The sequence below is a fragment of the Hyphomicrobium sp. LHD-15 genome (assembly GCF_031157355.1).
Classification (GTDB): domain Bacteria; phylum Pseudomonadota; class Alphaproteobacteria; order Rhizobiales; family Hyphomicrobiaceae; genus Hyphomicrobium_C.
The window spans coordinates 205,831-228,256 of record NZ_JAVIFT010000006.1; the positions used below are offsets into that span (position 1 = coordinate 205,831).

The window sequence follows — 22,426 nt, forward strand, 5'->3', positions numbered from 1 at the left end:
GATCGGTGCGCCTATCGCAACGGCTGCCAGCCCGGATGATCGAAGCGCGTGGCGTAGCGCGCCAACGCCTCGTCGATCGAAACGATGCCGTCGATCGCCTCCATCGACGAAGGTGAGCGTGCGATCGCCTCCGCGCCGACGAGAATATCGCGCGTCAGGTTTTCGAGCTCGTCGCGCACACCGCCGTCCAGTCCCGTCCCAGTCCGGAGCCGCTCGACCGCCGCTTTCACACGCTGATGAAACGTCTTCGCATCCACCGGCGGCATGCGCCGGTGCGTGACGAGCGTATGCGCATTGAGCGTGAGATCGCGAATAACCTTCATCTCGGTGCGCACGATCTCGTCGGTCGGCAGCTTGTCCTCCGCCCGCGCGCCCGTTGCGACAAAAACCGCCGAGACGAGCAATGCCAGAACAAGGAGTCCGCGACGCATCACCCGTTCGCCTTTTCCCGCACCACCGCACGCCACCCGATATCGCTGCGGCAGAACCCGCCCGGCCAGTCGATCTTCTTGATCGCTGCGTAGGCGCGCTCCTGCGCTTCGCCGACAGTGGCGCCCAGCGCCGTAACGTTCAGTACCCGGCCGCCATCGGCCAGGAGACGCCCATCGTCGGCACGCCGCGTGCCCGCATGAAAGATCTCGACGCCAGCGCTCTGCCGGGCCGCATCGAGCCCGCGGATTTCCGTGCCCTTCTCGGGCGTGCCGGGATACCCCTTCGCCGCCAGCACGACCGTCAAGGCCACGTCCGGCCGCCAGCTCAGCTCGAAATCGTCGAGCGCGCCATCGGCCGTCGCAACCATCGCCGACAGGAGATCAGACGTCAGCCGCATCATCAGCACCTGCGTTTCGGGATCTCCGAAGCGCACGTTGTATTCGATGAGCTGCGGACCACTCTTGGTGATCATGAGCCCGGCGAACAGCACGCCCTTGAACGGCGTGCCGCGCGCCGCCATCGCTGCGACCGTCGGCCGGATGATCTCCGCCATCGTGCGCTCGACGAGATCGGGCGTCATCACCGGCGCTGGCGAATAGGCGCCCATGCCGCCGGTGTTCGGCCCCGTGTCGTTATCGCCGACGCGCTTGTGATCCTGCGCCGTCGCAAGCGGAAGCGCGGTTTTCCCGTCGCACAAAGCGAAGAAGCTCGCCTCCTCGCCTTCGAGAAAGTCCTCGATCACGACCTCGGCGCCCGCCGCCCCGAACGCCCCCGTAAAGCACGCGTCGATGGCAGCTTCGGCCTCGGCCCGCGCCATCGCGACGACCACGCCCTTACCGGCCGCGAGCCCATCGGCCTTGACGACGATCGGCACCGGCTGCGTCGCGAGATAGGCATGCGCCGAGGCGGCATCCTTGAAGCGTCCATAGGCACCGGTCGGTATCCCGGCCTCCCGGCAAAGGTCCTTCGTAAACCCCTTCGAGCCTTCGAGCTGGCTTGCGGCTTTCGACGGTCCGAAATGCTTGATGCCCGCCGCAGCAAGCGCATCGCTCAAACCACCGACCAGCGGCGCCTCCGGGCCGATCACCACGAAATCGATCGCGTGCTCACGGATGAACGCCAGTACGGCCGCGTGATCGGCGGCATCGAGCTTGACGCACTTCGCCAGCTCCGCGATCCCGGCATTGCCTGGCGCGGCATAAAGCTTGGTCAGCAGCGGGCTGGCGCTCAAAGCCCAGGCCAGCGCGTGCTCGCGCCCGCCGCTGCCGATCAGGAGAACGTTCATGGTATCAGAGCCTTAGTAGTGGGCGATATTTTGCGAAAGCGATGCAATTTGGACGATCTTTCGTCCACCCTGTATCATCAATTGCGAAACAGACAACAGAGACGATTCGTTGGCCAATCCCTCCCCATCCGCATCGCCCACCGGCAACAACGTCGCCGAATTCACGGTTTCCGAGCTCTCCAACGCGGTCAAGCGCGCGCTGGAGGAAGGCTTCGGTCACGTGCGGCTGCGCGGCGAGGTTTCCGGTTATCGCGGCCCCCATGCCTCGGGCCATTGCTATTTTTCCTTGAAGGACGACAAGGCCAAAATCGACGCCGTCGTCTGGCGGGGCGCCTGGAGCAAGCTGCGCTTCAAGCCCGAGGAAGGCATGGAGGTCATCGCCACCGGCAAGATCTCGTCGTTCCCCGGCTCGTCCAAATATCAGATCGTGATCGAAAGCCTGGAGCCCGCCGGCCTCGGCGCTCTGATGGCCCAGCTCGAAGAACGCAAACGCCGTTTCGCCGCCGAAGGCCTGTTCGCCGACGAGCGCAAGCGGCCGCTCCCGTTCCTGCCCAAGGTCGTCGGCATCGTGACGAGCCCGACAGGCGCCGTCATCCGCGACATGCTGCACGGCTTCCGCGAGCGCTTCCCGACCCGCGTCGTCGTCTGGCCGGTCCGCGTCCAGGGCGAAGGCAGTGCGGCCGAGGTTGCGGCCGCCATTCGCGGCTTCAACGCGATTGCGCCAGGCGCCGCCATACCCCGCCCGGACGTGCTGATCGTCGCGCGCGGCGGCGGCAGCCTCGAAGATCTCTGGGGTTTCAACGACGAAGCCGTCGTCCGCGCAGTCGCGGCAAGCACCATCCCCGTCATCTCCGCAGTTGGCCACGAGACCGACTGGACATTGATCGACCTCGTTGCCGATGCGCGTGCGCCGACCCCCACCAAGGCCGCCGAATGGGCTGTGCCGAAGCATTCGGATCTGCTCGCCGAAACCGGCAAGCTGACGCTTCGACTACAGGTTTCCGTCCGCCGTGTGCTGGAGGCCCTGCGCCGCGATCTCAAATCGGCAGCACGCGGCCTGCCTCGCGCCGAGGATCTTGCCGCGCTCCCGCGCCAGCGCCTCGACACCATCGCCCATCGCCTTGAAGGCGCGCTGAAGGCCCGCGTTCAGCGCTGCCACACGCGCTTCGCCCAGGTTGCAGGAAGATTGCCGAGCCCGCGCACGCTCGTGACGCATCACCGCCAGCGCATCGACGCGACGGCCATCCGCCTCGGCCGCGCGTTGTCCGCCAACACGCAGGCGCATCACACGCGCCATGTCCGCATCGCCTCGCGCCTCGCCCCTCGCCTGCTCGATATCCGACTGACGCGCGCGAGCGACCGCCTCGAAGCGCTCGAACGGCGCGCCCGCGACGGTCTCGGCCGCACCGCTGCCGTGCGCCGTGCACGCCTCGAACGCGCGTCCGGCCGCCTCCAACCCGCACCGATCCGCCATCGCGTCGAGCGTTGCGCCGAACGGCTCGATACGTTGACGCGCCGCATCGAGCGGGCGCTCGCCGGCAGCCTCGGGCAGCATCGCCGCGCCCTCGACGGACAGGCCAAGCTGCTCGCCTCGCTTGGCTATCACAGCGTGCTCGCACGCGGGTTCGCGCTCGTGCGCGACGCCGACGGCGCCATGGTGCGCTCGGCCCATGCCGTAGCGGCCGGACAAAACCTCGAAATCGAGTTCGCGGATGGCCGTGTCTCGGCCGAAGCCGTTAACAGCCCGGTGTCGCCGCCGGGCGGGTCCGCCCCCCGGAGCGAACCGCGGAAGGCCCCAGAAAAAGCGGCCTCCAGCGCGTCGAAACGCCCCGCCAAGGACCAAGGCACGCTTTTCTGATAACAATTTCGCGTCTCGCGCCTTGACGCCGCCCCTCCGATTGGCAATTTCAACGGTCAAATCAGTCCTGCGGACGGCGTCCGAGGCATCCAGGATCGTAGAGCAGAGGTTTCATGAACCGCTTCGACAAGCTGTTTGGCATTCGGGGCGAAGCCCAGGTGCGCTACCTCGACGGCGAATTCCAGGTCGTTTCGCCGGGTGATTTCGTGCGCTGCGCCGTTACCGGAGAGAAGATCGACCTCGCGGATCTGCGCTACTGGAGCGTCGAGCTGCAGGAAGCCTACGCGTCGTCGGAAATCTCGCTCGCCCGCTATCTCGAAGCCGTCGGCAAGCGCAAGGCGGGCACCGCAACCGGCTGATCGCCAGCTAATCCTTGCTGGGAACAGGAGCCGCCTTCAGCGCTCCGTCCACCAGTGCCCGCAGCCGCACCAGATCGCGCTCTTCGAAACGAACTTCTATCGGCAAAGTCCGCGATAGGCTTGCAAGCCTTGAACGCGCCCCTTTCGCGCCCGCGAGACGCGCCAAATCCTTCTCCGTCGTCACCAACTGAGCGCCTGTCCGCTCGGCCTCCGCAACAAGCTGAGCCGCCTCCGCTTCCGAGAACGCATGATGATCGGGAAACGCTCGTTCCACGATGGAAGCCGCACCGAGGCTTTCGACAAGGCGGAAGAAGCGTCCCGGATTGGCGATTCCCGCATAGGCAAGCACGGGTTGTCCCGCGATCCATCCGGCATCGCCAGATGGCGAGACCGCGCCGCGCAGCACAGGGCCCGGAAAGCGCTTCTTGAGCGTTTCGAAAATTGGCGATGGACCGCTCGGCGGATCGGCGCCCATGACAACGATGCAATCGACGAGACCGAGCTGAAAATCGAACCGCGCCCGCAACGGCCCCGCCGGGATCACTCGCCCGTTGCCGAAGCCGCGCGTGGCATCGACGACAGCGATCGACATCGCCTTGGCGAGGCTCGGATTCTGCAATCCGTCGTCCATGATGACGGCGCCTGCACGCCCCTCATCCGCAATGGCTTTTAGCCCCGCCTTGCGGTCGCGCGCGACGACGACGCGGGCGGTGTTGGCGATCAGAAGCGGCTCGTCGCCGACCTCCTCCGCACTATGGGTGTTGGCATCGACCCAGACCGGCCCGGCCAGAGTTCCGCCGTAGCCGCGCGTCAGACACACCGGCTCGACGCCTTGTTCGGCAAGCAACCCGACGAGAAAGCGCGTCAGCGGCGTCTTACCGGTGCCGCCCGCTGTGAAGTTGCCGACGCAAATGACTGGGATATCGGAGCGATAGGGTTGCGCCGCCTTGAAGCGCCGCTCGACCACACGCCCATAAATCTCGCTGACGGGCCCCAGCAGTTTCTCCGCGAGCCGCGAGCCGCCCACATCATACCACCAGCGCGGCTCCTCAAGAGGCACGGCGCACACGCGACTGCGGCAGCATTTCGAGCAGCGCCGAAACCGTTCGATCGAGTGCGCCCGCCAAAGCCGAAAGCGCGAGCTTCGCCCCGCCTCGCATGCGCTGCAACTCGTCGTCCTGGGTCAGGATCTGCTCGGCAGCCTCGGCAAGCTCTTCCGCCGACGTGACCTCGCGGACGCCCTTGCGCCGGAGCAGCGCCCGGTAGAGATCGCGGAAGTTGGTCCAGTGCGGCCCCGTCAGCACCACCGCGCCGTGCCCGATGGCCTCGACCGGGTTCTGCCCGCCGTGCGCGATCAGCGAGCCGCCGACGAATGCCACCTTGGAGAGCGCATAGAAGGTTCCCAGTTCGCCGATGGTATCGGCGACGTAGATATCGGTCTCGCTGTCGGGAAGCTCGCCCGCCGACCGCAGCTTCACCTTGAACCCCTTCGCCGCGATCATGTCGGCGACGGCCTTGCCACGCTGCGGATGGCGCGGCGCGATGATCGTGCAGAACCCAGGCAGGCGCTTCGCGATGAGGCCGTGCGCCCGCGCGACGATCTCTTCCTCCGGATCGTGGGTGCTCGCCGCGACCAGCACCGGACGGTTCCCGAGAGCCTGCCTTAACCGATCCAGCTCGTCCGCATCCACCAGCGGCGGCGGCGCATCGATCTTGAGATTGCCGACCGCCTGCACGCCCCGCGCCCCGAGCCCCTTGAAGGAGCGGGCGAGAAGCTCGTTCTGGGCCAGCACAACGTCGAACCGCGAGAACAGCGGCAGCGAAATCCCTTTCAGACGCTTCCAGCGCCGCGCGCTCCGCCCCGACATGCGCGCGTTGACGAGGGCGATCGGAATCGAGCGGCGCGACGATTCAAGAATGAGGTTCGGCCAGATTTCGCTCTCGGCGAACACCGCGAGATCGGGCTTCCAATAGTCGAGAAACGTCCGGACGTACTCCGGCACGTCGAGCGCGATGTACTGATGAAACGCCCTCGGCCCGAGACGCCGTTTGGCGAGCGCCGCCGAGGTCAGCGTCCCGGTGGTCAGCAGCACCGAAAGATCTTCGCGCTCCGCCAGAAGCCGCTCGATGACCGGCAGCACCGCGTTGGTCTCGCCGACGCTCGCGGCGTGCACCCACACCAGCGGCCCATCAGGGCGCGGCAGCCCGGCCTTGCCGTAGCGCTCGCCGCGTCGCGACGAATCCTCCTTGCCTTGCCAGCTGCGGAGCGCAAGCAGCAGTGGCGCCGCGAAACCAAAAACCCGGGTACCGGCGCGATAGGTTTTGAGTGTCAGCCCCTCCTGGACCGGCTCGGTCGGCGGAGCGGACGCCGAAGGCGGCGTCACCCGCGCGACATCGGCGCCAACCAGCGAATAAGCGCGCTCCGTCACCCGATTGAGCGCAACCTCGACCTCCAGACGCCGCTCCTCGAGAACGGTCTCGTCTGCGTCCGCCGGAACCCAGATCGGATCACCAATGACATACGCAATCTTGGAGAACGGCAGGTTGATCGTCATCCGGCTCCACGTCGGCAACACGAAGAAGCGCGACGTGGCAACCGCGAATGGCACGATGGGGCGGCCGGCATAACGGGCGATCGTGACGATGCCGGTGCCGGCGATCCGCGCCGGTCCCGGCGGGATATCGGCCGTCATCGAGAACGTGCTGCCACCCTTCAGAAGGCGCACCGCTGTTCTGAGCGCCGTAGCCCCGCCCCGGTCCCGCTTGCGGCCCTGCGCGCCCGCGCCTTGCACGACATCGATATCGAACTCGCCGAGCAGCACGCGGATAAGCGTTGCATCGCCATGACGAGCCGCAATCGCCGATACCTTGAAGGCGCCCTCGTGCAGCGTCGGCTGCAGGATGAACTGCCCGTGCCACATGGCGAGAATGAAAGGATGAACGGCGAAGACGCGCTCTTTCGCGTCAGGCGGTTCGAGAACGACCGTCGACGAGGAGCGCACGAAACGCGTGTAGCGGGCCCCGAGCTTGCCGGCGAACCTGCCAAGTCTCGACTCTTGCCGTGGCGATTGTGCCATCGATCGGCCTCTCTCGCCTATCTTGCCCGAGCCGGGTCTATGTTGCGGAAGTCGCGCTTATATCGTGGAATGTGAGATCCCCCGCGCCAATCCCGCTCAATTTCCTATAGGGAATATAGGCTGCGTGCAACTGCAAGCCCCCGACCATGATCGCATCTGGCCCCGCGCCCGGAGCACGAATCACGGGGCCGATCAGAGGGCTACAACCTGATCGCGATTCAAACAAAGGCAATCGGACGCTCCAGTGTCAACAAGGCGTTCGACAGAGCGCGCAGGATAGTGCTAGGGAGCCCATGATCCGGGCTTTCCGCAGGCTAGACGCGCGCACTGCGGCCACCGGACGCGGCCACTCACGCTCTAGATCGCACGGGAATTTCAGAAGCAGATGTCATCCCTCACGAAACGGGCAAGGCGCGCACTTCGCCGCTCGGCGTGGGCAGGGGTGAGGGCCGTGAACGCGTCGCTTCCCACTTCCTGGCGCAAGCGCGCCGAGCCCTACGCCCGCTATCTCGACATGCTGCTGCTGGATCATCTGATCTTCCGGCTGTTTTTTCCGAACCGCCATCGCCTCTCACCCGAAGCCTGGCGCGCCGCCCAGCCGTTGCCGCATCAGATCCACGACATCGCGCGCCGCGGCGTGCGAACGGTCGTGAACCTCAGGGGCCAGCCGGGCTCCTCCACCTACGCCTACGAAAAAGCGGCCTGCCGCGAAGCCGGCCTCAACCTCGTCGATTTCCGCATTCGCTCGCGCGCGGCGCCGACCCGCGCCGAGGTGCTGGGCGCCCGCGATCTATTCGCGACACTGGAATATCCGGTGCTGTTCCATTGCAAATCCGGCGCCGACCGGGTGGGCATCATGAGCGCGCTCTATTTGCACACCCGGCACAACGTCCCGATAGAGAAGGCCCGCCACCAGCTCTCGCTCCGCTACGGGCATATCCGCCAAGCCGATACCGGCATCCTGGACCACGTCTTCGACGCCTACCTCGCGTACGCGGCAAAAACCCCGATCGCGTTCTACGATTGGATCGAAACCGTTTACGATCCAGCCGACATCACTCGGCAACTCCATTCGAACCGCTGGGCCAACCGGATCGTCGATAAGGTCTTCCGCCGCGAGTAGCGACACCAGGAGTAGCGACATCAGGCAAGCCGCGCCCCGCGCCGGCTTCCTGCCCGTTGCCGGCTGCCCGCTGCCTCTAATTCAACGCCACGCCGGGCGGCGGATTGTCGGCTTCGGGGTCCGAAAGCAGCTGAGCCCGGACCAGCCGCGCATAAGCGCCGCCCTGAGCGATGAGCCCCGCGTGCGTCCCCTGCTCGACGATCGTGCCGGCCTCCATCACGCAGATCAGGTCCGCGTTCTGCACCGTCGAAAGACGATGCGCGATCACGATCGTCGTGCGTCCCCGCGTGAAATCGGCCAGCGCCTGCTGCACCAAACGCTCTGACTGCGTGTCGAGCGCGCTCGTGGCTTCGTCGAGCAGCAGGAGCGGCGCATTCCTCAGGATTGCGGACGCGAGCGCAAGACGCTGACGCTGCCCGCCCGAAAGCCGCACGCCGCGATCGCCGATGATCGTGTCATAGCCCTGCGGCTGGGCGAGGATGAATTCGTGCGCCGCCGCCGACTTGGCCGCCGCGACGACCTCCTCGTCGGTCGCGCCGAGCCTCCCGAGCGCAATGTTGGCGCGGATCGTATCGTCGAAGAGCGTGACCTCCTGGCTCACCAGCGCGATGGAATCGCGCAGCGAGGCAATCGTCACCTCCCGGATGTCCTGCCCGTCGATGCGGATCGAGCCGCTCGTCACGTCGAACAGGCGCGGAACGAGATTGACGATAGTCGACTTGCCTGCCCCCGACCGCCCGACCAGCGCGACCGTCTTGCCGCCTTCGGCTTCGAGATTGAAATCCCGGACCGCGACGATCTGCTCGTCGCCGTAATGGAACGCGACATTTTCGAAGCTCACCGTTCCGCGGTCGAGCACCAGCGGCTTGGCACCGGGCAATTCCTTGATCGTCGGCTTATCGTCGAGAATTTCGTAGACGCTTTCGATCGCGGCGAGGCCTTCCTGAACCCGCGCCATCAGACCGCCGACGGCCCTCAGCGGCTGAGCCGCCATCAACAGAGCCGCCGTCAGCCCCATGAAATCGCCGACCGTCGAAGCCCCGCTCGATATCCGCCAATAGGCGACCCAGATCACGCCGGCCACCGCCGCCCCGCCCAGCGCTTCGAGCATCGATTCGAGACGCGCCTTCACCGACACGCCCTTGAGCCTCAGCCTGAACACGTCCTCGAAACTGCGATTGACGCGCTCGGAGGCATATTTCTCGAGCCCGAAGGTCTTGATTAGGCGTGTCGCGCCGAGCTTTTCCGCGAGCAACGACGTCATGCCGCCAAGCCCGGCCTGTGTGCGCGTCGCGTTACGCCGGACGCGCCGCGCAATGGTCACGATCGGCACCACCGCGAAGGGATAGACGCCCAGCACCACCAGCGAGATCAACCAGTCCAGATAGAACATCGAGCCGACCAGCGCGATGACCGAAAGGCTGTCGCGCATGAGCGAGTTCATCGACGCCAGCGTCGCCTGCTGGATGAACTGGATGTCGTTGGTGAGCTTCGACATCATCCGACCAGGCGTATCGCGCGTGAGGCGCGCGTAATCGGAATTGATCAGATGGGAGAACGTAGTGCTTTGCATGTCGGCCGTGAGCCGCAACACGATCCGCTGTGTCGCAACAGTCTGCAAGTAGAGCAGAACACTGCGAGCGAGCGTGATGATCACGATCGCACCGAGCACCCACGGCAGCCAGCCCACGTCGCCTTCGAGAAGATTGTCGAACGAGAACTTGATGACCATCGGATAGGCGCCGGTGGCCGCTGCGAGGCCCGCGGTCAGCGCCAGCGCGACGAGCAACTCCCGCCAGCGCGGCTTGATCCAGTCGGCGATAAAACGGGACAAGAGATCCCGCGAGCGCGCATCGAAGACCGCGTTCGATTTTTTCGAGCGGACCAGCGCCTTGTCCGGGCTCTCTCCTGTTGCGGTCGCCATAAGCTGCGAGGCTCCTGATCAAACGGGCGTTAGCGGTGCGTCGAACGCCGCCGGCCCGGCCCTCGCCTTTAAGCCAACGCCGCCTTGGGGGCAATCATGCTCTGTTCGAGGCCCCGCCGGTTCTAGGCGTCGCCTTCCGCCGGCTCCAGCAAGCGATGCATGTGGACGATGAAATAACGCATCGCTGCATTGTCCACCGACCTCTGCGACGCCGCCTTCCAGGCCACGAGCGCTTCGGCATAGTTCGGGAAAATACCGACGATATCGAGACCTGTCAGATCCCGGAACTCGACGCCATCGAGATCGGTAAGCTCGCCGCCAAATACGAGATGGAGAAGCTGCTTCGGTGCACTTTCGCCTTTGGCGCTCATTCGCTGGTGTCCTCTCCCCGTTCGCCGCGCCCCCGAGAGCGCATCCACCTTGATGTCCTGCCTCATCCATTCGGGACGTTCAAGACCGGCAAACCCCTGTCACGGCCGCGACTTTTTCGCATAATTCCGGCTCCGAGCACGCCCGAAACCGCAAATGGGGCAGAAAATTATCCGCTGTTAACGAGGTTTTTTAAGAGGATATGCAGCTTGGTATGTCAAATTGGATCTATGGCCGCTCAAGACGGCTGCTCAGAAGTTTACAGGGTCAAGCGGGGCCGGCGCGGGTAAAAGGGGGACCTTTCCGCGCCGTAACCTTTTGAGGAAACCGATCGACGCCCGCGAGCGGACCTGCATCTACGCGAGACGCCCTAGATGCCGCATGAAATGGCGGCTCAGAGCAGAGCCCAGGGCGCCATCATCAGCAGCACCGCAACCACCCACAACAGCAGGCTTTCGAGCTTCAGTTCCGTCATTGCCACCTCCCTTGCAAAGAGGACCTGACGACACCCCGGGATGGTACAACGCCGCGGACCCGTTTCAAGGCGCCAGCGACCGGACACACAGGCAAATTGCTCAAGTCTTTGGCAGGGGGCGACCCCACCCGGACAAGTGTCCAATACCGGGCGGATCGCCATTGCCGCCGCGAGCAGGCTTCGCTAGCGTTGGACAAATCCAACTGAAGCAAGAGCCGACAGCCTGATGAGCGACAATCCCTACGCAACCGGCCTCGACAAGAACCCGGCCAACTACCAGCCCCTTTCTCCCGTCGGTCTGCTCGAGCGCGCGGCCGCAGTCTACCCGAACCACACCGCGATCATCCACGGCGCGAAGCGGATCTCCTACGCGGAATTCTACGCGCGCGCCCGCCGCCTTGCGTCCGCGCTTCAAAGCCGCGGCATCGGACCGGGGGACACCGTCTCGGTGATGTTTGCAAACACCCCCGCCATGCTCGAAGCCCACTATGCCATACCGATGCTGGGTGCGGTTCTGCACTGCCTCAACACCCGCCTCGATGCGCCGATCGTCGCTTTCCAGCTCGACCACGCCAATTCGAAGCTTTTGATCACCGATCGCGAATTTTCTGCACTGGTGAAGGATTCACTTGCGATCGCGCGCGTGAAGCCTCTCATCATCGACTATTACGACACCGAGTTTCCGGCCTGCGCCGGCCCTGCTCTCTCGGACATCGATTACGAGGACGTCGTTCAGAGCGGCGATCCCGAGTTTCGCTGGCGCATCCCCGACGACGAATGGGAAGCGATCAGCCTCAACTACACGTCCGGCACCACCGGAAACCCGAAGGGCGTCGTCTATCATCACCGCGGCGCAGCCTTGATGTGCTACGGAAACACCATTGCAACCGGCATGGGCAAGCATCCCGTCTATCTGTGGACGCTGCCGATGTTCCACTGCAACGGCTGGTGCTTCCCGTGGAGCCTGTCGACGGTCGCCGGCACGCACGTCTGCCTGAGGTGGGTGCGCGCCAAGGCGATGTACGATGCCATCGTCGATCATCAGGTGACCCATCTCTCCGGCGCGCCCATCGTGATGTCGACGCTGCTCAACGCCGCGCCAGAGGAGCGCCGCGAGATCACCCATCGCGTCGCCTTCAATCACGCCGCCGCTCCGCCGCCGCAGGAGGTGATGGCCCGCATGAACGACGCGGGCTTTGCGCTGACCCACCTCTACGGTCTTACCGAGACTTACGGCCCGGCGACGCTGAACGAATGGCACAGCGCCTGGAACGACCTGCCAAAGCCCGAAAAGGACGAGCGCCGGTTGCGCCAGGGCGTACGCTATCCGGTGCTCGAAGGGCTGACGGTCATGGACCCGCTGACCATGATCCAGGTGCCGGCCGACGGCGAAACCATCGGCGAGGTCATGTTCCGCGGCAACATCGTCATGAAGGGCTATCTCAAGAATCCGGAAGCGACTGCCGAAGCCTTCGCGGGCGGCTGGTTCCACTCGGGAGATTTGGGTGTCCTGCACCCCGATGGTTACATCCAGCTCAAGGACCGCTCCAAGGATGTCATCATCTCCGGCGGTGAGAACATTTCATCGATCGAGGTCGAGGACGTGCTCTACAAGCACCCATCGGTCGCGGTTTGCGCGGTGGTCGCGAAGCCCGACGAAAAATGGGGCGAGACGCCATGTGCGTTCGTCGAGCTGAAGCCGGGCACCACCGCCGACGAGCCGGAGCTGATCGACTGGTGCCGCGAGCGCATGGCCCGCTTCAAGGCGCCGCGCCGCATCGTGTTCATCGAGGTTCCAAAAACCTCGACCGGAAAGGTTCAGAAGTTCAAGTTGCGGGAACTGGCAAAGGACGCCTGAGGCGGCCGCCAGCCTCGCTCAAAGCAATCTCGCCAAAGGATAGGCGCGCGCAGCTGCGTCCGAGGCATGGCCACGCTTGTGGCCGAGCGCTCGTCACGCGACGCGCAATCGTATTGCCCACGCGTTCTGACAACGAGAACACGGGGCAACCCGCGGCGCGATCCGCATCTGATCTCGCCATCCGACATTCGCCGCACACCTACAAAAAACGCAGGCACACGTACGTCATCAATCGCTCTGCGCAAGTGAACGGCAAGCGCGCGGCAGGCAATGCCGCAAACGCGACCATTCACTCACAACGAGTGAGGCGGAACATCGAATGACGCTATGTCGGGTTGGGAGATGCGAAAGCAGCTGTGCGACAGCTGCACTCGCAGCTCCGCTTGGGCGTCAGTGTCGGGTGGGTGATGTGCCGAGTCTGACGATTTCGTCCTTCAGTTTTAGTTTTTCTTGCTTGAGCCGGCGGATCGTCGTGTCGTCCGAACCGGGTCTTAACGCCTCCTCTTCAATCCGACGCTCGAGTTGCCGGTGCTTCTCTGAGAGTTCCTGAAGATGAGCCGATAGCGCCATCCTGACCTCCTTTTCAGAGTTGAAGACCAAAGCATTGTTACAGATATGCCACGCGATGTCCACGAGAACAGAAGGCTTAACAAAAAGTCCCTTGCCCGTTACCGAGCCTCTTAACGACTCACTAAGCATCGGTTTATCCAGCCATTTGTAAGGCGCGCTCACTGACTTGCTTGCACAGTGTAAGAAATGAGACGATAGTCCCGCCAGCTCTGCTCTGTGGGCAACCAACAGGATTGCGAGCCGGAGTTCGAACGAGCAACGACATGCAGCGGCAGAACGATAGGGAGCTTCGGGAGGAGTTGGTTAAACTTCGCTCCGAGCACCGCTTGCTCGACGACGAGATCCTGGCGCTCGAGATCGCCGGAGCTTCAGACCAGCTCACGATCCGCAGGCTGAAAAAGCGAAAGCTTTCTCTCAAGGATCAGATCACGAAGGTCGAAGATCAGCTCCTGCCCGACATCATCGCGTAAGCGAGCGCGGCCGCGCGGCATCCCCTTCGAAACAGCACCCCGCTCTCCCGTCCGCCTCCGGTGATGAAACCGTCCTCTGCGATCCGCATTTGCATTCATCCGTAGTGATGACGACGATGGCCTTTGCCGCGTCCCACATCCTGGCGGAGAGAGGATCTGCGCGAGATGCGCTCTGACGGAATTGATCGCTGGCTTTATCCGACCCCTCGCGGCCTCTACTGCGAGCCGGCCGACGCGTATATCGATCCCGCGTCCGCCGTCGATCGCGCCATCATCACCCACGGCCACAGCGATCATGCCCGCCCCGGCCACGGCGCCGTGCTTGCGACGGCCGAAACCGTTGCGATCATGAAGGTCCGCCTGGGCGAAGAGGCCGTTGGCCGCTTCGAGGCCGCGCCACTTGGCACAGTGCTCCACATCGGCGGGGTCTCCGTGCGTCTCGTGCCGGCGGGCCATATTCTGGGCTCCGCGCAAGTCGTGCTCGAATGGAACGGCCAGCGTGCCGTCGTGTCCGGCGACTACAAGCGCAGCGCCGATCCCACCTGCCTCCCCTTCGAACCGATCCTCTGCGATGTGTTCGTGACGGAAGCGACGTTCGCGTTGCCGGTGTTTCGCCATGAGCCCGCGGCGAGCGAGGTGGCACGCCTGCTGACTTCCCTCCGCCGCAACCCCGATCGCGCGCATCTCGTCGGCGCCTACGGCCTCGGCAAATGCCAGCGCGTGATCCGTCTCGCGCGCGATGCGGGCTACGACAAGCCGATTTATCTGCACGGCGCCCACATGGCCGTCACCGAGCTCTATCAGAACCATGGAATCGCCCTCGGCGAAATTCGCGCTGTCGCCGATACCAAGCCAGCGGATCTCGCAGGCGCTCTTGTCCTCTGCCCGCCATCGGCCGTTTCGGATCGCTGGTCGCGCCGCTTCCCCGATCCCGTAACCGCGTTCGCGTCGGGATGGATGCGCATCAAGGGCCGCGTCCGCCAGAGCGGAGTCGAGCTGCCGCTGGTGATCTCCGATCACGCGGATTGGCCGGAGCTGATCGACACCGTACTCGAAACCCAAGCCGAGGATGTCTGGGTCACGCACGGCCGTGACGATGCCCTCGTCTATGAGTTGACGCGCCGGGGCCTCAAGGCTCGCGCCCTCGCGCTCGTCGGCTTCGAAGACGAAGGCGAGTAGCGCTCATGCAAGCCTTCGCGCTCCTGCTCGACACGCTGACGACGACGCCCTCGCGCAAAGGCAAACTGACCCTGCTCGTCGATTACTTCCGCACGGCCCCCGATCCCGACCGTGGCTTTGCCCTCGCCGCGCTGACCGACGGATTGTTTCCCCGCCTTCCTCTCCGCCGAAGCTTAGCGACGCTGCTCGAAACCCGAGTCGATCCGGTCCTTTACGCGCTCTCCCGCGACTACGTCGGCGACACCGCCGAAACCGTCGCGCTGATGTGGCCAGCCCCGGCAATAAGCGCGCCCGCCGAGCGCGGACGCACACCCTCTCTCTCCGAGGTCGTGGCCAGCCTTGCCAACGCGCCACCAACCGAAGTAGCGCCCATCCTCGGCGACCTGCTGGATCGGCTCGACGTACGCGGACGCTGGGCATTGTTGAAACTCGTCGGCGGCGCTCCCCGCGTCGGCGTGTCTGCGCGCCTCGCCAAGACCGCACTCGCCGAGATGAGCGGCCATGCGGTGTCCGAGATCGAAGAGATCTGGCACGCGCTGGAACCGCCCTATAGCGATCTCTTCCTTTGGCTGACCGGGAACGGCCCGCGCCCCGATGCCGGCGGCAAACCGGTGTTTCGCCCGCTGATGCTCGCCCACGCCATCGAGGAACAGGATTGGTCGAGTTTTGCGCCGGAAGAATTCGCCGCCGAGTGGAAATGGGACGGCATCCGCGTGCAGATCGCGGCCCATGGCGAACACGTGCGCATTTTCTCGCGCACCGGTGACGACATCTCGCGCTCGTTCCCCGAGATCGTCTCCGCGTTCCTGGGTCGCGAGGTTCTCCTCGACGGCGAGCTGCTGGTTGCACGCGACGGCCTCGTCGCCCCCTTCAACGATCTGCAGCAGCGCCTCAACCGCAAAGCCGTGACCGGCCGCATGTTGAAGGATCATCCGGCCCATGTGCGGCTTTACGATCTCCTGATCGATGGCAGCGAAGACCTTCGAGAAATGAGTTTCCGCGACCGCCGCAAACGCCTCGAAGCCTGGTTCGCGGCCAAGCGTCCGCCGCTTGCCGATATCAGCCCGCTGGTTCCGTTCGCAACACGAGACGAGCTGGACGCGCTCTGGGGAGACGCGCGCGAAACCGGCATCGAAGGCCTGATGCTGAAGCGCTGGTCGAGCCCCTATCTCTCCGGTCGTCCGCGTGGCCATTGGTTCAAGTGGAAGCGCGCCGCACTCACCCTCGATTGCGTGCTGATGTATGCCCAGCGCGGCTCGGGCAAGCGCTCGTCGTACTATTCCGACTACACGTTTGGCGTCTGGCGCGAACTCGCGGAGCCCGCGCTTGAGGGTACACCGCGCGGCGACATCTACCCCGGTCACGAGCTGGTTCCGGTCGGCAAGGCCTATTCGGGCTTCACCGATGCGGAGCTTCTCGAAATCGACCGCTTCGTGCGGAACCATACTGTCGAACAGTTCGGGCCTGTGCGCGCCGTCGAGCCGCGCTTGGTGCTCGAAGTCGCCTTCGATGCGATCTTCGCGTCGTCGCGCCACAAGTCTGGGCTCGCCATGCGCTTCCCGCGCATTCATCGCATCCGCTGGGACAAGCCGCCCCAGGAGGCCGACACACTCGACACCGCCAAGCGCCTGATGGAGCAGCCTGCCGCCGAAAATGCCAAACAGGCGCCTTCGACGGACTAATACCCGCCGCCGAAGAACGAACCGAGGAAATCGTCGTTCGCGCTCTTGCCGCCGGTCGCAGCCTGCTTCACCGGCTTGTCTTCGAGGTGCGCCTTGTTCGGCACCACCGGCGCCAGATGATCGCGACCCTTGGCGATCTGCTGCCACTTGCCATCAAGCGCCTGCGTCACGCGCTTCTCGTGGCCGTAGATGTCGGAATAGGTCTTGAGCGCGCCGGCATCGTCGACCCACGCGGTAAAGTACGCGATGTGCATCGGGATCCGCTTCTCGATCAGCACCTCGTTGTTGAGCGAGCCGCTCTTGGCAAGCTCTTGCACCTTGGCCGCATCCCAGCCCTTGTCGTGCTCCAGCACCAGTTCGGCGACGCGCAGCGGATTGCGCAGTCTGAGGCAGCCGTGTGAAAGCGTGCGCTGCTTGGAGTTGAACATCCACTTGTCCGGCGTGTCGTGCATGAAGATCGTGTGCTGGCTCGGGAACGAGAACTTCACGACACCCATCGCACTGTTGCGCGTCGGCGGTTGCACCACCTCGTATTCGCGGATGTCGAGGGTGCGCCAATCCATTGTGCGCCAGTCGAGCCTCCGCCCGTCCTTGGTCTCCACTTCGAGCGCGTATTGGCGCATCAGTGCGCCGCCGCGCAGCAGGCTCGGCCACAGCTCGTTGACCTTGATGCTTTCTGGTACGCGCCACATCGGCCGGAAGGTGATGTCGCGAAGCCTACGCGTGAAGATCGAGCTTTGCTTGCCGATCTCGCCGACCACGACGCGTTCGGTGTGGATCGTCTCGCCTCCCTTGACCACCTCGATCATGTAGCTCGGAACATTGGCCATCAGGTAGAGATCGCCGAGATCGGCCCACATCCAGCGCCACATCTCCATGTTGGCGAGGATCTTCTTGGCCTCCGCGTTCGGTTTGCCGCCGCTCTTGGCAAGCGCCTCCGCGTATTTCCCCTTGAGCCGCTGGAACTGCGGATGCTGCGGATGCGTGCCGACGAGATAAGCGCCTTTGTCTGATGCCGACGCGAGCCCATCGAGCACTGAAGCAGGATCGAGAAGCTGCGGCTTGCGATCGAGATTGGAATTGAGCTGCTCCGACGGCCGCATGATGCGCCCGCCCCGCGCGAAGCGCGCGTATTTCAGAACCGCGCGCGACAGCTCGGCCTCCGCCGCGGCCTTCGCTTCGGCCGCAACCTCCACACCCTCGGCTGGGGCATCCAGCTTCGGAAATGCGAAATCGCGGCTGTCGAGCCCCCAAGGCGCGGCGGTGTTGAAGGCATCCTCGATGGCGCGCGCGTCGGCATTGAAACCCTTTGCCTCGACCCACAGCGGCACGTAGCCCCGTGCTCCGTAGAACGCGGCCAGCGCCGCGCGCTCCTTCTTCTCTTCCTCAGTGCCCTCGTCGGGCAGGGCCGCGAGGTGCGCCTTGAGCGCGGTCCCCACCGGCGTCGTCGGTTCGAGCATCGCCACGCTCGCTGCCGGAGGCGCGGCTCCCTCGGCCGGCGCCGCGTCTTTCGCGGCCTCAGCATTTGAGTCGGAAGCTGGCGTTGATTGAGAACCGGCGTCACTTTCCGGCGAAATCCCGGACGACACGGACGGTGTGGATTGCGAAGCAGCTGGCGGCACGGCCTGCGCCCAAGCCGGTCCCGCCGTCCCCAATATCAGCACCGACGCTATCGCGAGAAATTTAGAGCGAGCCATCGCACGCCTCCGATGTCTTGCCTAAGCAATAGAGCCATGCCCGGCCCGAAACTATGGCGTCCGCACCCGCGAGCCCACCTTGACGGCGCTCGTGTGCTTACGCCGCCGCAATGCTCAGACCCGGCAATACCGACGGCGCCGGCCCCGGCGGCACCGTCACGCCGAGCGTTTCGAGCATCGGCAGCCGCTTCTGAGCGAAATCCTGGCCCATCGTCGACAGCTCGCTGATGTTCTCGGCCGCCGTCTGCATCGGCTTGCCATCACGGATCAGGCGCTGCCCCTGCGCTTCCATCACCGGCCAGATGTCGAGCGCCCACTCCTGCGGCGTCCGCTTTCCGCGCGAAATCGCACGCAGGAACAACTGCTGGATGCGGCCGAGCGGCACGCCCGCGCCCATCACCGGGCTCGCCAGGAACGAAACTTCGTTCGAGAACACCGCGCGTTCGAGGATGTGCCGGTTGAGCGCCTGGGACGTTCCCCGCACCGCCGCGATCTGCTCGTCGTCCTGCGCCGCGCTCGCATAATTGAGCCCGGTCAGCACGAACAGCGCCTGTGCAAGCTGGTTTGCCGAAATGGACTTGAGCAACGGATGCGCCGAAAGCTCCCCGAAGCTCTTGGGCGCATGGGCACGCTCCGCCAGCGCTGCCGCAACCGGACGATAGACTTCGGCCTGAAGATGCGCCTCTCCCGCCGGCCCGTTCAGCTTGAGCGCGATATCGCCTTCTGCGGCCTGCAGCACGAACCGATGGCTTTGCAGCAACTCGATCTGGCGCTGAGGCGTCAGCCCGCGCGGCCCTTTGACGAACACGTCACGGCGGAATTGCTGGTTCTCGCAGTAGTCACGCACGGATTCGCGCAGCACCGGATGCGAGATCGAGGCGAGCAACTGCTGCTGTTGGGGCGTGAGGTGCAGCGTGTCGATATGCGAGACGAGGTTGGACGAAGCCGCGAACGACAGCTTCGCCTGCGCCAAGTATTCGGCCGCCTCCGAGAATGGCATCGGATGCCAATCTGCGTTGAAGAACTCGTGCGCGAGATAGTTCCGGTTGTGTCCCTTGATGGCCTTGAGCCGTTCGGCCACCGCCGGATTGGCGCGGAAATAGAGCGCGTTGGAATCGACGACCTGCTCCGCGAAATTCACCGCCGCATCGATACGCGAGCCGAGCCCCGTCGCTTCGCTCGTCGCGAGAGTCACATGCAGCGACATCAAATGGCGCAGCGGCATCGCCGCCGACCAGCCCGGCGTCGTGTTGTAGCTCACGTAGAAAATCCCGCCGACCGCGAGATGATTGCGCGCAAGATCGGCGATCACACGGCGGTTCTCGTCCGAGATCCAGCTCCAGATGCCGTGCAGTACGATAACGTCGAATTCCGGCAGATCGTCGCGATCGCGAAGCTCTTCGAATGATTGATCGAGCACTTTGAGGTTGGCGCCGGACGCGGCCGCCATCTCGCGCGCGTTAGCCGCCTGCGTCGGATTGAAATCCGTGCCCCAGAACTCGCCCTGCGTGGTCGCCGCGTGAATGTTGAGCGAGAGCCCCTGCCCGAAGCCGAGTTCCAGATAGCGGAGCGGGCGCTTGACGCTATGCGACTGCAGCCGCGACAGCATCGCGAGCTCCAGGTTGAGCGGGCTCATCTCGCGATAATAGCCGTGCGTGTAATCGAGCTCGGCAACATAGCCGGCAGTCCAGGAGGGAGAAGTCGATGTCATGTCTCAGCCACGTTCATGCCCGACGCCGCACAGAGCCCGCGTCGAAACACAGGCATCGGAACACTAGGCGATTCTCGCGCCACCGTGAAAATCCAGCCCCCTAAGGAGCACACCGTCCCAACCCCGCTCCGTACCTGCCCCTGCCCGTTGCCGGCTGCCTGCTGCCCGCAATTAATCATTCCACCGTGGGTTAGCTCACCAAATCCCGCCTTCCGCCTTGCAACCTGGGCCGGGCTCCTCTAAATGGCCCGTTTTCCCGGCGGGCAACGGCCATCCGGGCCTCAAAGCGGAAGTATCCGGCCAATGACCAAACGCCGTGCCGATGTGGGGATCATCATGGGAAGCCAGTCCGACTGGCCCACCATGAGCAAAGCCGCCGCCATTCTCGATGAGCTGGCCGTACCTTACGAGGTCAAGATCGTCTCGGCCCACCGCACCCCGGACCGCCTCGTCAGCTACGCCCGCTCGGCAGCCGAGCGCGGCCTCAAGGTGATCGTCGCAGGCGCGGGCGGCGCGGCCCATCTGCCGGGCATGACGGCCTCCATGACCACTCTTCCGGTCCTCGGCGTACCCATTCAAAGCAAGGCGCTGAACGGCGTCGACAGCCTCTATTCTATCGTCCAGATGCCGGGCGGCATTCCCGTCGGCACACTCGCGATCGGGGAAGCCGGCGCCACCAATGCCGGATTACTTGCGGCCCAGATCCTGGCCCTCTCCGACGCGGAGCTTGCCGGCAGGGTTGCGGCTTTCCGCGCGCGCCAAACGGCCAGTGTCGCCGAGGAACCCAAAACCGAATGACGGCCCTCCCTCCCGGATCGACGATCGGCATCCTTGGCGGCGGACAGCTCGGACGCATGCTGGCGCTCGCCGCCGCGCCCTTGGGCCTCAAATGCCATATCTATTCGGACGTGCCCGGCCCGGCCTTCGACGTCGCTGCGAAATCGCAAGTCGGCCCGTTCGAGGACACCGACAAGATCCGCGCCTTCGCCGAGACTGTCGATGTCGTCACCTATGAATTCGAGAACGTGCCGCTCGAAGCCGCCGCAGCCGCTCAGGCCGCAGCGCCAGTCCGGCCCGGCCCAAAGGCTCTCGCCGTCGCTCAGGACCGCCTCGAGGAAAAGAGCTTCATCCGCGGCATCGGCATTCCGGTTGCCCCGTTCGCGAACGTCGACTCGGACGCTTCCTTGAAGGCCGCGCTCGCCGCCATCGGCGAAGCCGGCATTTTGAAGACACGCCGCCTCGGCTACGACGGCAAAGGCCAGGTCCGCATCAAGAGCGCGGCCGAACTCGCACCCGCGTTCGAAAGCCTGAAGCGCGCGCCCTGCGTGCTCGAAGGGTTGGTGCCGTTCGCCTATGAGGTGTCGGTGCTGGTGGTGCGCAGCCTCGCAGGCGAAGTGCGATTCTACGATCTGCCCCTCAACACCCACAAGGACGGCATCCTCGACACGTCGACCGTTCCCTCGCCGCTGCCGGCCGCACACGTCGCCCGCGCGACCGAGATCGCAGGCGCCATCGCCACCGCGCTGGATTACGTCGGCGTTCTGGGCGTCGAAATGTTCTATCTCCCGGATGCCGCCGAGCCGCTGGTCGTCAACGAGATCGCGCCCCGTGTACACAATTCCGGCCACTGGACGATGGACGCCTGCCTCGTGGGGCAATTCGAGAACCATATCAGGGCTGTAGCCGGCTGGCCGATCGGCCCGACCACGCGCCATTCGGACGTCACCATGACCAATCTGATCGGCGCCGATGTCGACCGCTGGCAGGCCTTTGCGGCCGAGCCGGACACCGCTGTTCATCTCTACGGCAAGCCCGAAGCCCGCCCCGGCCGCAAGATGGGCCACGTAAACCGCCTCAAACCGCGCCAATAATCCGAGAAAATCCGCAAAAACCTTAAGATCAGCCCGTGGACAACCGCCGCGGCGTTTGATAGAAGCCAGCCAAACCAATTCCGCTCGAAGCGCCGGGGCCAGTCTTCCGGGGCTTGGAGCTGTGTATTTTTACAGAACATTCAAAACCAGAGGTCACCGCTTGCAGGTACTCGTCCGCGACAACAACGTCGATCAGGCCCTCAAGGCGCTCAAGAAGAAGATGCAGCGCGAGGGTATTTTCCGTGAGATGAAGCTCCGGAACTACTTCGAGAAGCCGTCCGAGAAGAAGGCCCGCGAGAAGGCGGAAGCCGTTCGTCGCGCCCGCAAGCTCGCACGCAAGAAGCTGCAGCGCGAAGGCCTTCTGCCCGGCAAGCCGGCTGCAACGCGTGGCGGCCCCGGCGCCAAGGGCCCCGGCCGTGGCGGCCCCGGCGCATGAACATCGACGGAACCAACGATCTGGCCTGTCTCAAGGGGCTGGACGAGGTC

19 protein-coding genes are annotated in these 22,426 nt (G+C 64.7%); 10 read left to right on the forward strand and 9 right to left on the reverse strand.

The features are described 5' to 3' along the window. Positions 1-11: 11 nt before the first annotated feature. Together RCO24_RS17150 and purD are read right to left on the reverse strand one after the other, a co-directional pair. Positions 12-431, reverse strand: coding sequence for a hypothetical protein (locus tag RCO24_RS17150; protein WP_308963837.1), 420 nt, complete (start codon positions 429-431; stop codon positions 12-14). Beyond that, positions 431-1,717, reverse strand: coding sequence for a phosphoribosylamine--glycine ligase (purD, locus tag RCO24_RS17155; protein WP_308963839.1), 1,287 nt, complete (start codon positions 1,715-1,717; stop codon positions 431-433). Before purD ends, RCO24_RS17150 begins: the two co-directional genes overlap by 1 nt. Before the next feature lie 109 nt (positions 1,718-1,826). Here purD and xseA point away from each other — a divergent pair, with 109 nt between their 5' ends. After that, complete coding sequence (xseA, locus tag RCO24_RS17160; protein WP_308963840.1) at positions 1,827-3,575, forward strand: exodeoxyribonuclease VII large subunit; 1,749 nt, start codon at positions 1,827-1,829, stop codon at positions 3,573-3,575. A 113-nt stretch (positions 3,576-3,688) separates the two neighbouring features. Next, positions 3,689-3,934 carry a DUF2093 domain-containing protein gene (locus tag RCO24_RS17165; protein WP_308963841.1) on the forward strand — a complete coding sequence of 82 codons (246 nt, stop codon included), beginning with the start codon at positions 3,689-3,691 and terminating at the stop codon, positions 3,932-3,934. Positions 3,935-3,941: 7 nt separating this feature from the next. On the opposite strand, the gene lpxK is transcribed toward RCO24_RS17165, so the two are convergent. Next, positions 3,942-4,994 carry a tetraacyldisaccharide 4'-kinase gene (gene lpxK, locus RCO24_RS17170; protein ID WP_308963844.1) on the reverse strand — a complete coding sequence of 351 codons (1,053 nt, stop codon included), beginning with the start codon at positions 4,992-4,994 and terminating at the stop codon, positions 3,942-3,944. After that, entirely contained in the window at positions 4,984-7,011 is a 2,028-nt protein-coding gene (locus RCO24_RS17175; RefSeq protein WP_308963846.1) for a glycosyltransferase N-terminal domain-containing protein, read from the reverse strand. The genes lpxK and RCO24_RS17175 overlap by 11 nt, the downstream gene beginning before the upstream one ends. A 451-nt stretch (positions 7,012-7,462) precedes the next feature. On the opposite strand from RCO24_RS17175, the gene RCO24_RS17180 reads away from it, so the two are divergent. Then, complete coding sequence (locus RCO24_RS17180) at positions 7,463-8,134, forward strand: tyrosine-protein phosphatase (RefSeq protein ID WP_308963848.1); 672 nt, start codon at positions 7,463-7,465, stop codon at positions 8,132-8,134. Positions 8,135-8,210: 76 nt separating this feature from the next. Here RCO24_RS17180 and RCO24_RS17185 read toward each other — a convergent pair whose 3' ends face one another. Together RCO24_RS17185 and RCO24_RS17190 are read right to left on the reverse strand one after the other, a co-directional pair. Beyond that, positions 8,211-10,058, reverse strand: a complete 1,848-nt coding sequence (locus tag RCO24_RS17185; RefSeq protein WP_308963850.1) for an ABC transporter ATP-binding protein — start codon at positions 10,056-10,058, stop codon at positions 8,211-8,213. Positions 10,059-10,180: 122 nt separating this feature from the next. Further along, positions 10,181-10,429, reverse strand: coding sequence for a DUF4170 domain-containing protein (locus tag RCO24_RS17190; protein ID WP_308963853.1), 249 nt, complete (start codon positions 10,427-10,429; stop codon positions 10,181-10,183). Between the two features lie 699 nt (positions 10,430-11,128). On the opposite strand from RCO24_RS17190, the gene RCO24_RS17195 reads away from it, so the two are divergent. Then, positions 11,129-12,760, forward strand: coding sequence for an acyl-CoA synthetase (locus RCO24_RS17195; RefSeq protein ID WP_308963854.1), 1,632 nt, complete (start codon positions 11,129-11,131; stop codon positions 12,758-12,760). A gap of 390 nt (positions 12,761-13,150) precedes the next feature. Here RCO24_RS17195 and RCO24_RS17200 read toward each other — a convergent pair whose 3' ends face one another. Then, positions 13,151-13,459, reverse strand: a complete 309-nt coding sequence (locus RCO24_RS17200; protein WP_308963855.1) for a DUF465 domain-containing protein — start codon at positions 13,457-13,459, stop codon at positions 13,151-13,153. A 170-nt stretch (positions 13,460-13,629) separates the two neighbouring features. Here RCO24_RS17200 and RCO24_RS17205 point away from each other — a divergent pair, with 170 nt between their 5' ends. The 3 genes from RCO24_RS17205 (at position 13,630) to RCO24_RS17215 (ending at position 16,661) form a co-directional block, all read left to right on the forward strand. Further along, positions 13,630-13,800, forward strand: a complete 171-nt coding sequence (locus RCO24_RS17205) for a YdcH family protein (RefSeq protein WP_374990975.1) — start codon at positions 13,630-13,632, stop codon at positions 13,798-13,800. Between the two features lie 165 nt (positions 13,801-13,965). Next, a complete protein-coding gene (locus RCO24_RS17210; RefSeq protein ID WP_308963859.1) occupies positions 13,966-14,979 on the forward strand; it encodes a ligase-associated DNA damage response exonuclease in 1,014 nt (337 codons plus the stop codon). 5 nt (positions 14,980-14,984) lie between these two features. Further along, on the forward strand, positions 14,985-16,661 hold the full coding sequence (locus RCO24_RS17215) for a cisplatin damage response ATP-dependent DNA ligase (RefSeq protein WP_308963861.1): 1,677 nt from the start codon (positions 14,985-14,987) through the stop codon (positions 16,659-16,661). Here RCO24_RS17215 and RCO24_RS17220 read toward each other — a convergent pair. Both RCO24_RS17220 and RCO24_RS17225 read right to left on the reverse strand, forming a co-directional pair. Beyond that, the gene (locus tag RCO24_RS17220) at positions 16,658-18,121 is read right to left on the reverse strand and encodes a L,D-transpeptidase family protein (RefSeq protein WP_308963863.1); all 1,464 of its coding nucleotides are present in this window, start codon (positions 18,119-18,121) and stop codon (positions 16,658-16,660) included. The two genes, RCO24_RS17215 and RCO24_RS17220, sit on opposite strands and share 4 nt — an antisense overlap. Positions 18,122-18,455: 334 nt before the next feature. Further along, positions 18,456-20,069, reverse strand: coding sequence for a class I SAM-dependent methyltransferase (locus RCO24_RS17225; RefSeq protein ID WP_308963865.1), 1,614 nt, complete (start codon positions 20,067-20,069; stop codon positions 18,456-18,458). A 303-nt stretch (positions 20,070-20,372) separates the two neighbouring features. On the opposite strand from RCO24_RS17225, the gene purE reads away from it, so the two are divergent. The 3 genes from purE (at position 20,373) to rpsU (ending at position 22,376) form a co-directional block, all read left to right on the forward strand. Further along, positions 20,373-20,867, forward strand: a complete 495-nt coding sequence (purE, locus tag RCO24_RS17230) for a 5-(carboxyamino)imidazole ribonucleotide mutase (RefSeq protein ID WP_308963866.1) — start codon at positions 20,373-20,375, stop codon at positions 20,865-20,867. Then, a complete protein-coding gene (locus RCO24_RS17235; RefSeq protein ID WP_308963869.1) occupies positions 20,864-21,940 on the forward strand; it encodes a 5-(carboxyamino)imidazole ribonucleotide synthase in 1,077 nt (358 codons plus the stop codon). The genes purE and RCO24_RS17235 overlap by 4 nt, the downstream gene beginning before the upstream one ends. A 160-nt stretch (positions 21,941-22,100) precedes the next feature. Further along, the gene (gene rpsU / locus RCO24_RS17240; protein ID WP_308963871.1) at positions 22,101-22,376 is read left to right on the forward strand and encodes a 30S ribosomal protein S21; all 276 of its coding nucleotides are present in this window, start codon (positions 22,101-22,103) and stop codon (positions 22,374-22,376) included. Positions 22,377-22,426: the final 50 nt, after the last annotated feature.

Bases quoted from the DNA above. Each gene is read 5' to 3' on its own strand.
- RCO24_RS17235 (WP_308963869.1), top strand. From the start codon at position 20,864: ATGACGGCCCTCCCTCCCGGATCGACGATCGGCATCCTTGGCGGCGGA.
- RCO24_RS17200 (WP_308963855.1), bottom strand. From the start codon at position 13,459: ATGCTTAGTGAGTCGTTAAGAGGCTCGGTAACGGGCAAGGGACTTTTT.
- RCO24_RS17225 (WP_308963865.1), bottom strand. From the start codon at position 20,069: ATGACATCGACTTCTCCCTCCTGGACTGCCGGCTATGTTGCCGAGCTC.
- purD (WP_308963839.1), bottom strand. From the start codon at position 1,717: ATGAACGTTCTCCTGATCGGCAGCGGCGGGCGCGAGCACGCGCTGGCC.
- RCO24_RS17215 (WP_308963861.1), top strand. From the start codon at position 14,985: ATGCAAGCCTTCGCGCTCCTGCTCGACACGCTGACGACGACGCCCTCG.
- RCO24_RS17150 (WP_308963837.1), bottom strand. From the start codon at position 431: ATGCGTCGCGGACTCCTTGTTCTGGCATTGCTCGTCTCGGCGGTTTTT.
- RCO24_RS17220 (WP_308963863.1), bottom strand. From the start codon at position 18,121: ATGCTCGAACCGACGACGCCGGTGGGGACCGCGCTCAAGGCGCACCTC.
- RCO24_RS17210 (WP_308963859.1), top strand. From the start codon at position 13,966: ATGCGCTCTGACGGAATTGATCGCTGGCTTTATCCGACCCCTCGCGGC.
- purE (WP_308963866.1), top strand. From the start codon at position 20,373: ATGACCAAACGCCGTGCCGATGTGGGGATCATCATGGGAAGCCAGTCC.
- RCO24_RS17185 (WP_308963850.1), bottom strand. From the start codon at position 10,058: ATGGCGACCGCAACAGGAGAGAGCCCGGACAAGGCGCTGGTCCGCTCG.
- RCO24_RS17165 (WP_308963841.1), top strand. From the start codon at position 3,689: ATGAACCGCTTCGACAAGCTGTTTGGCATTCGGGGCGAAGCCCAGGTG.
- RCO24_RS17190 (WP_308963853.1), bottom strand. From the start codon at position 10,429: ATGAGCGCCAAAGGCGAAAGTGCACCGAAGCAGCTTCTCCATCTCGTA.
- RCO24_RS17175 (WP_308963846.1), bottom strand. From the start codon at position 7,011: ATGGCACAATCGCCACGGCAAGAGTCGAGACTTGGCAGGTTCGCCGGC.
- RCO24_RS17195 (WP_308963854.1), top strand. From the start codon at position 11,129: ATGAGCGACAATCCCTACGCAACCGGCCTCGACAAGAACCCGGCCAAC.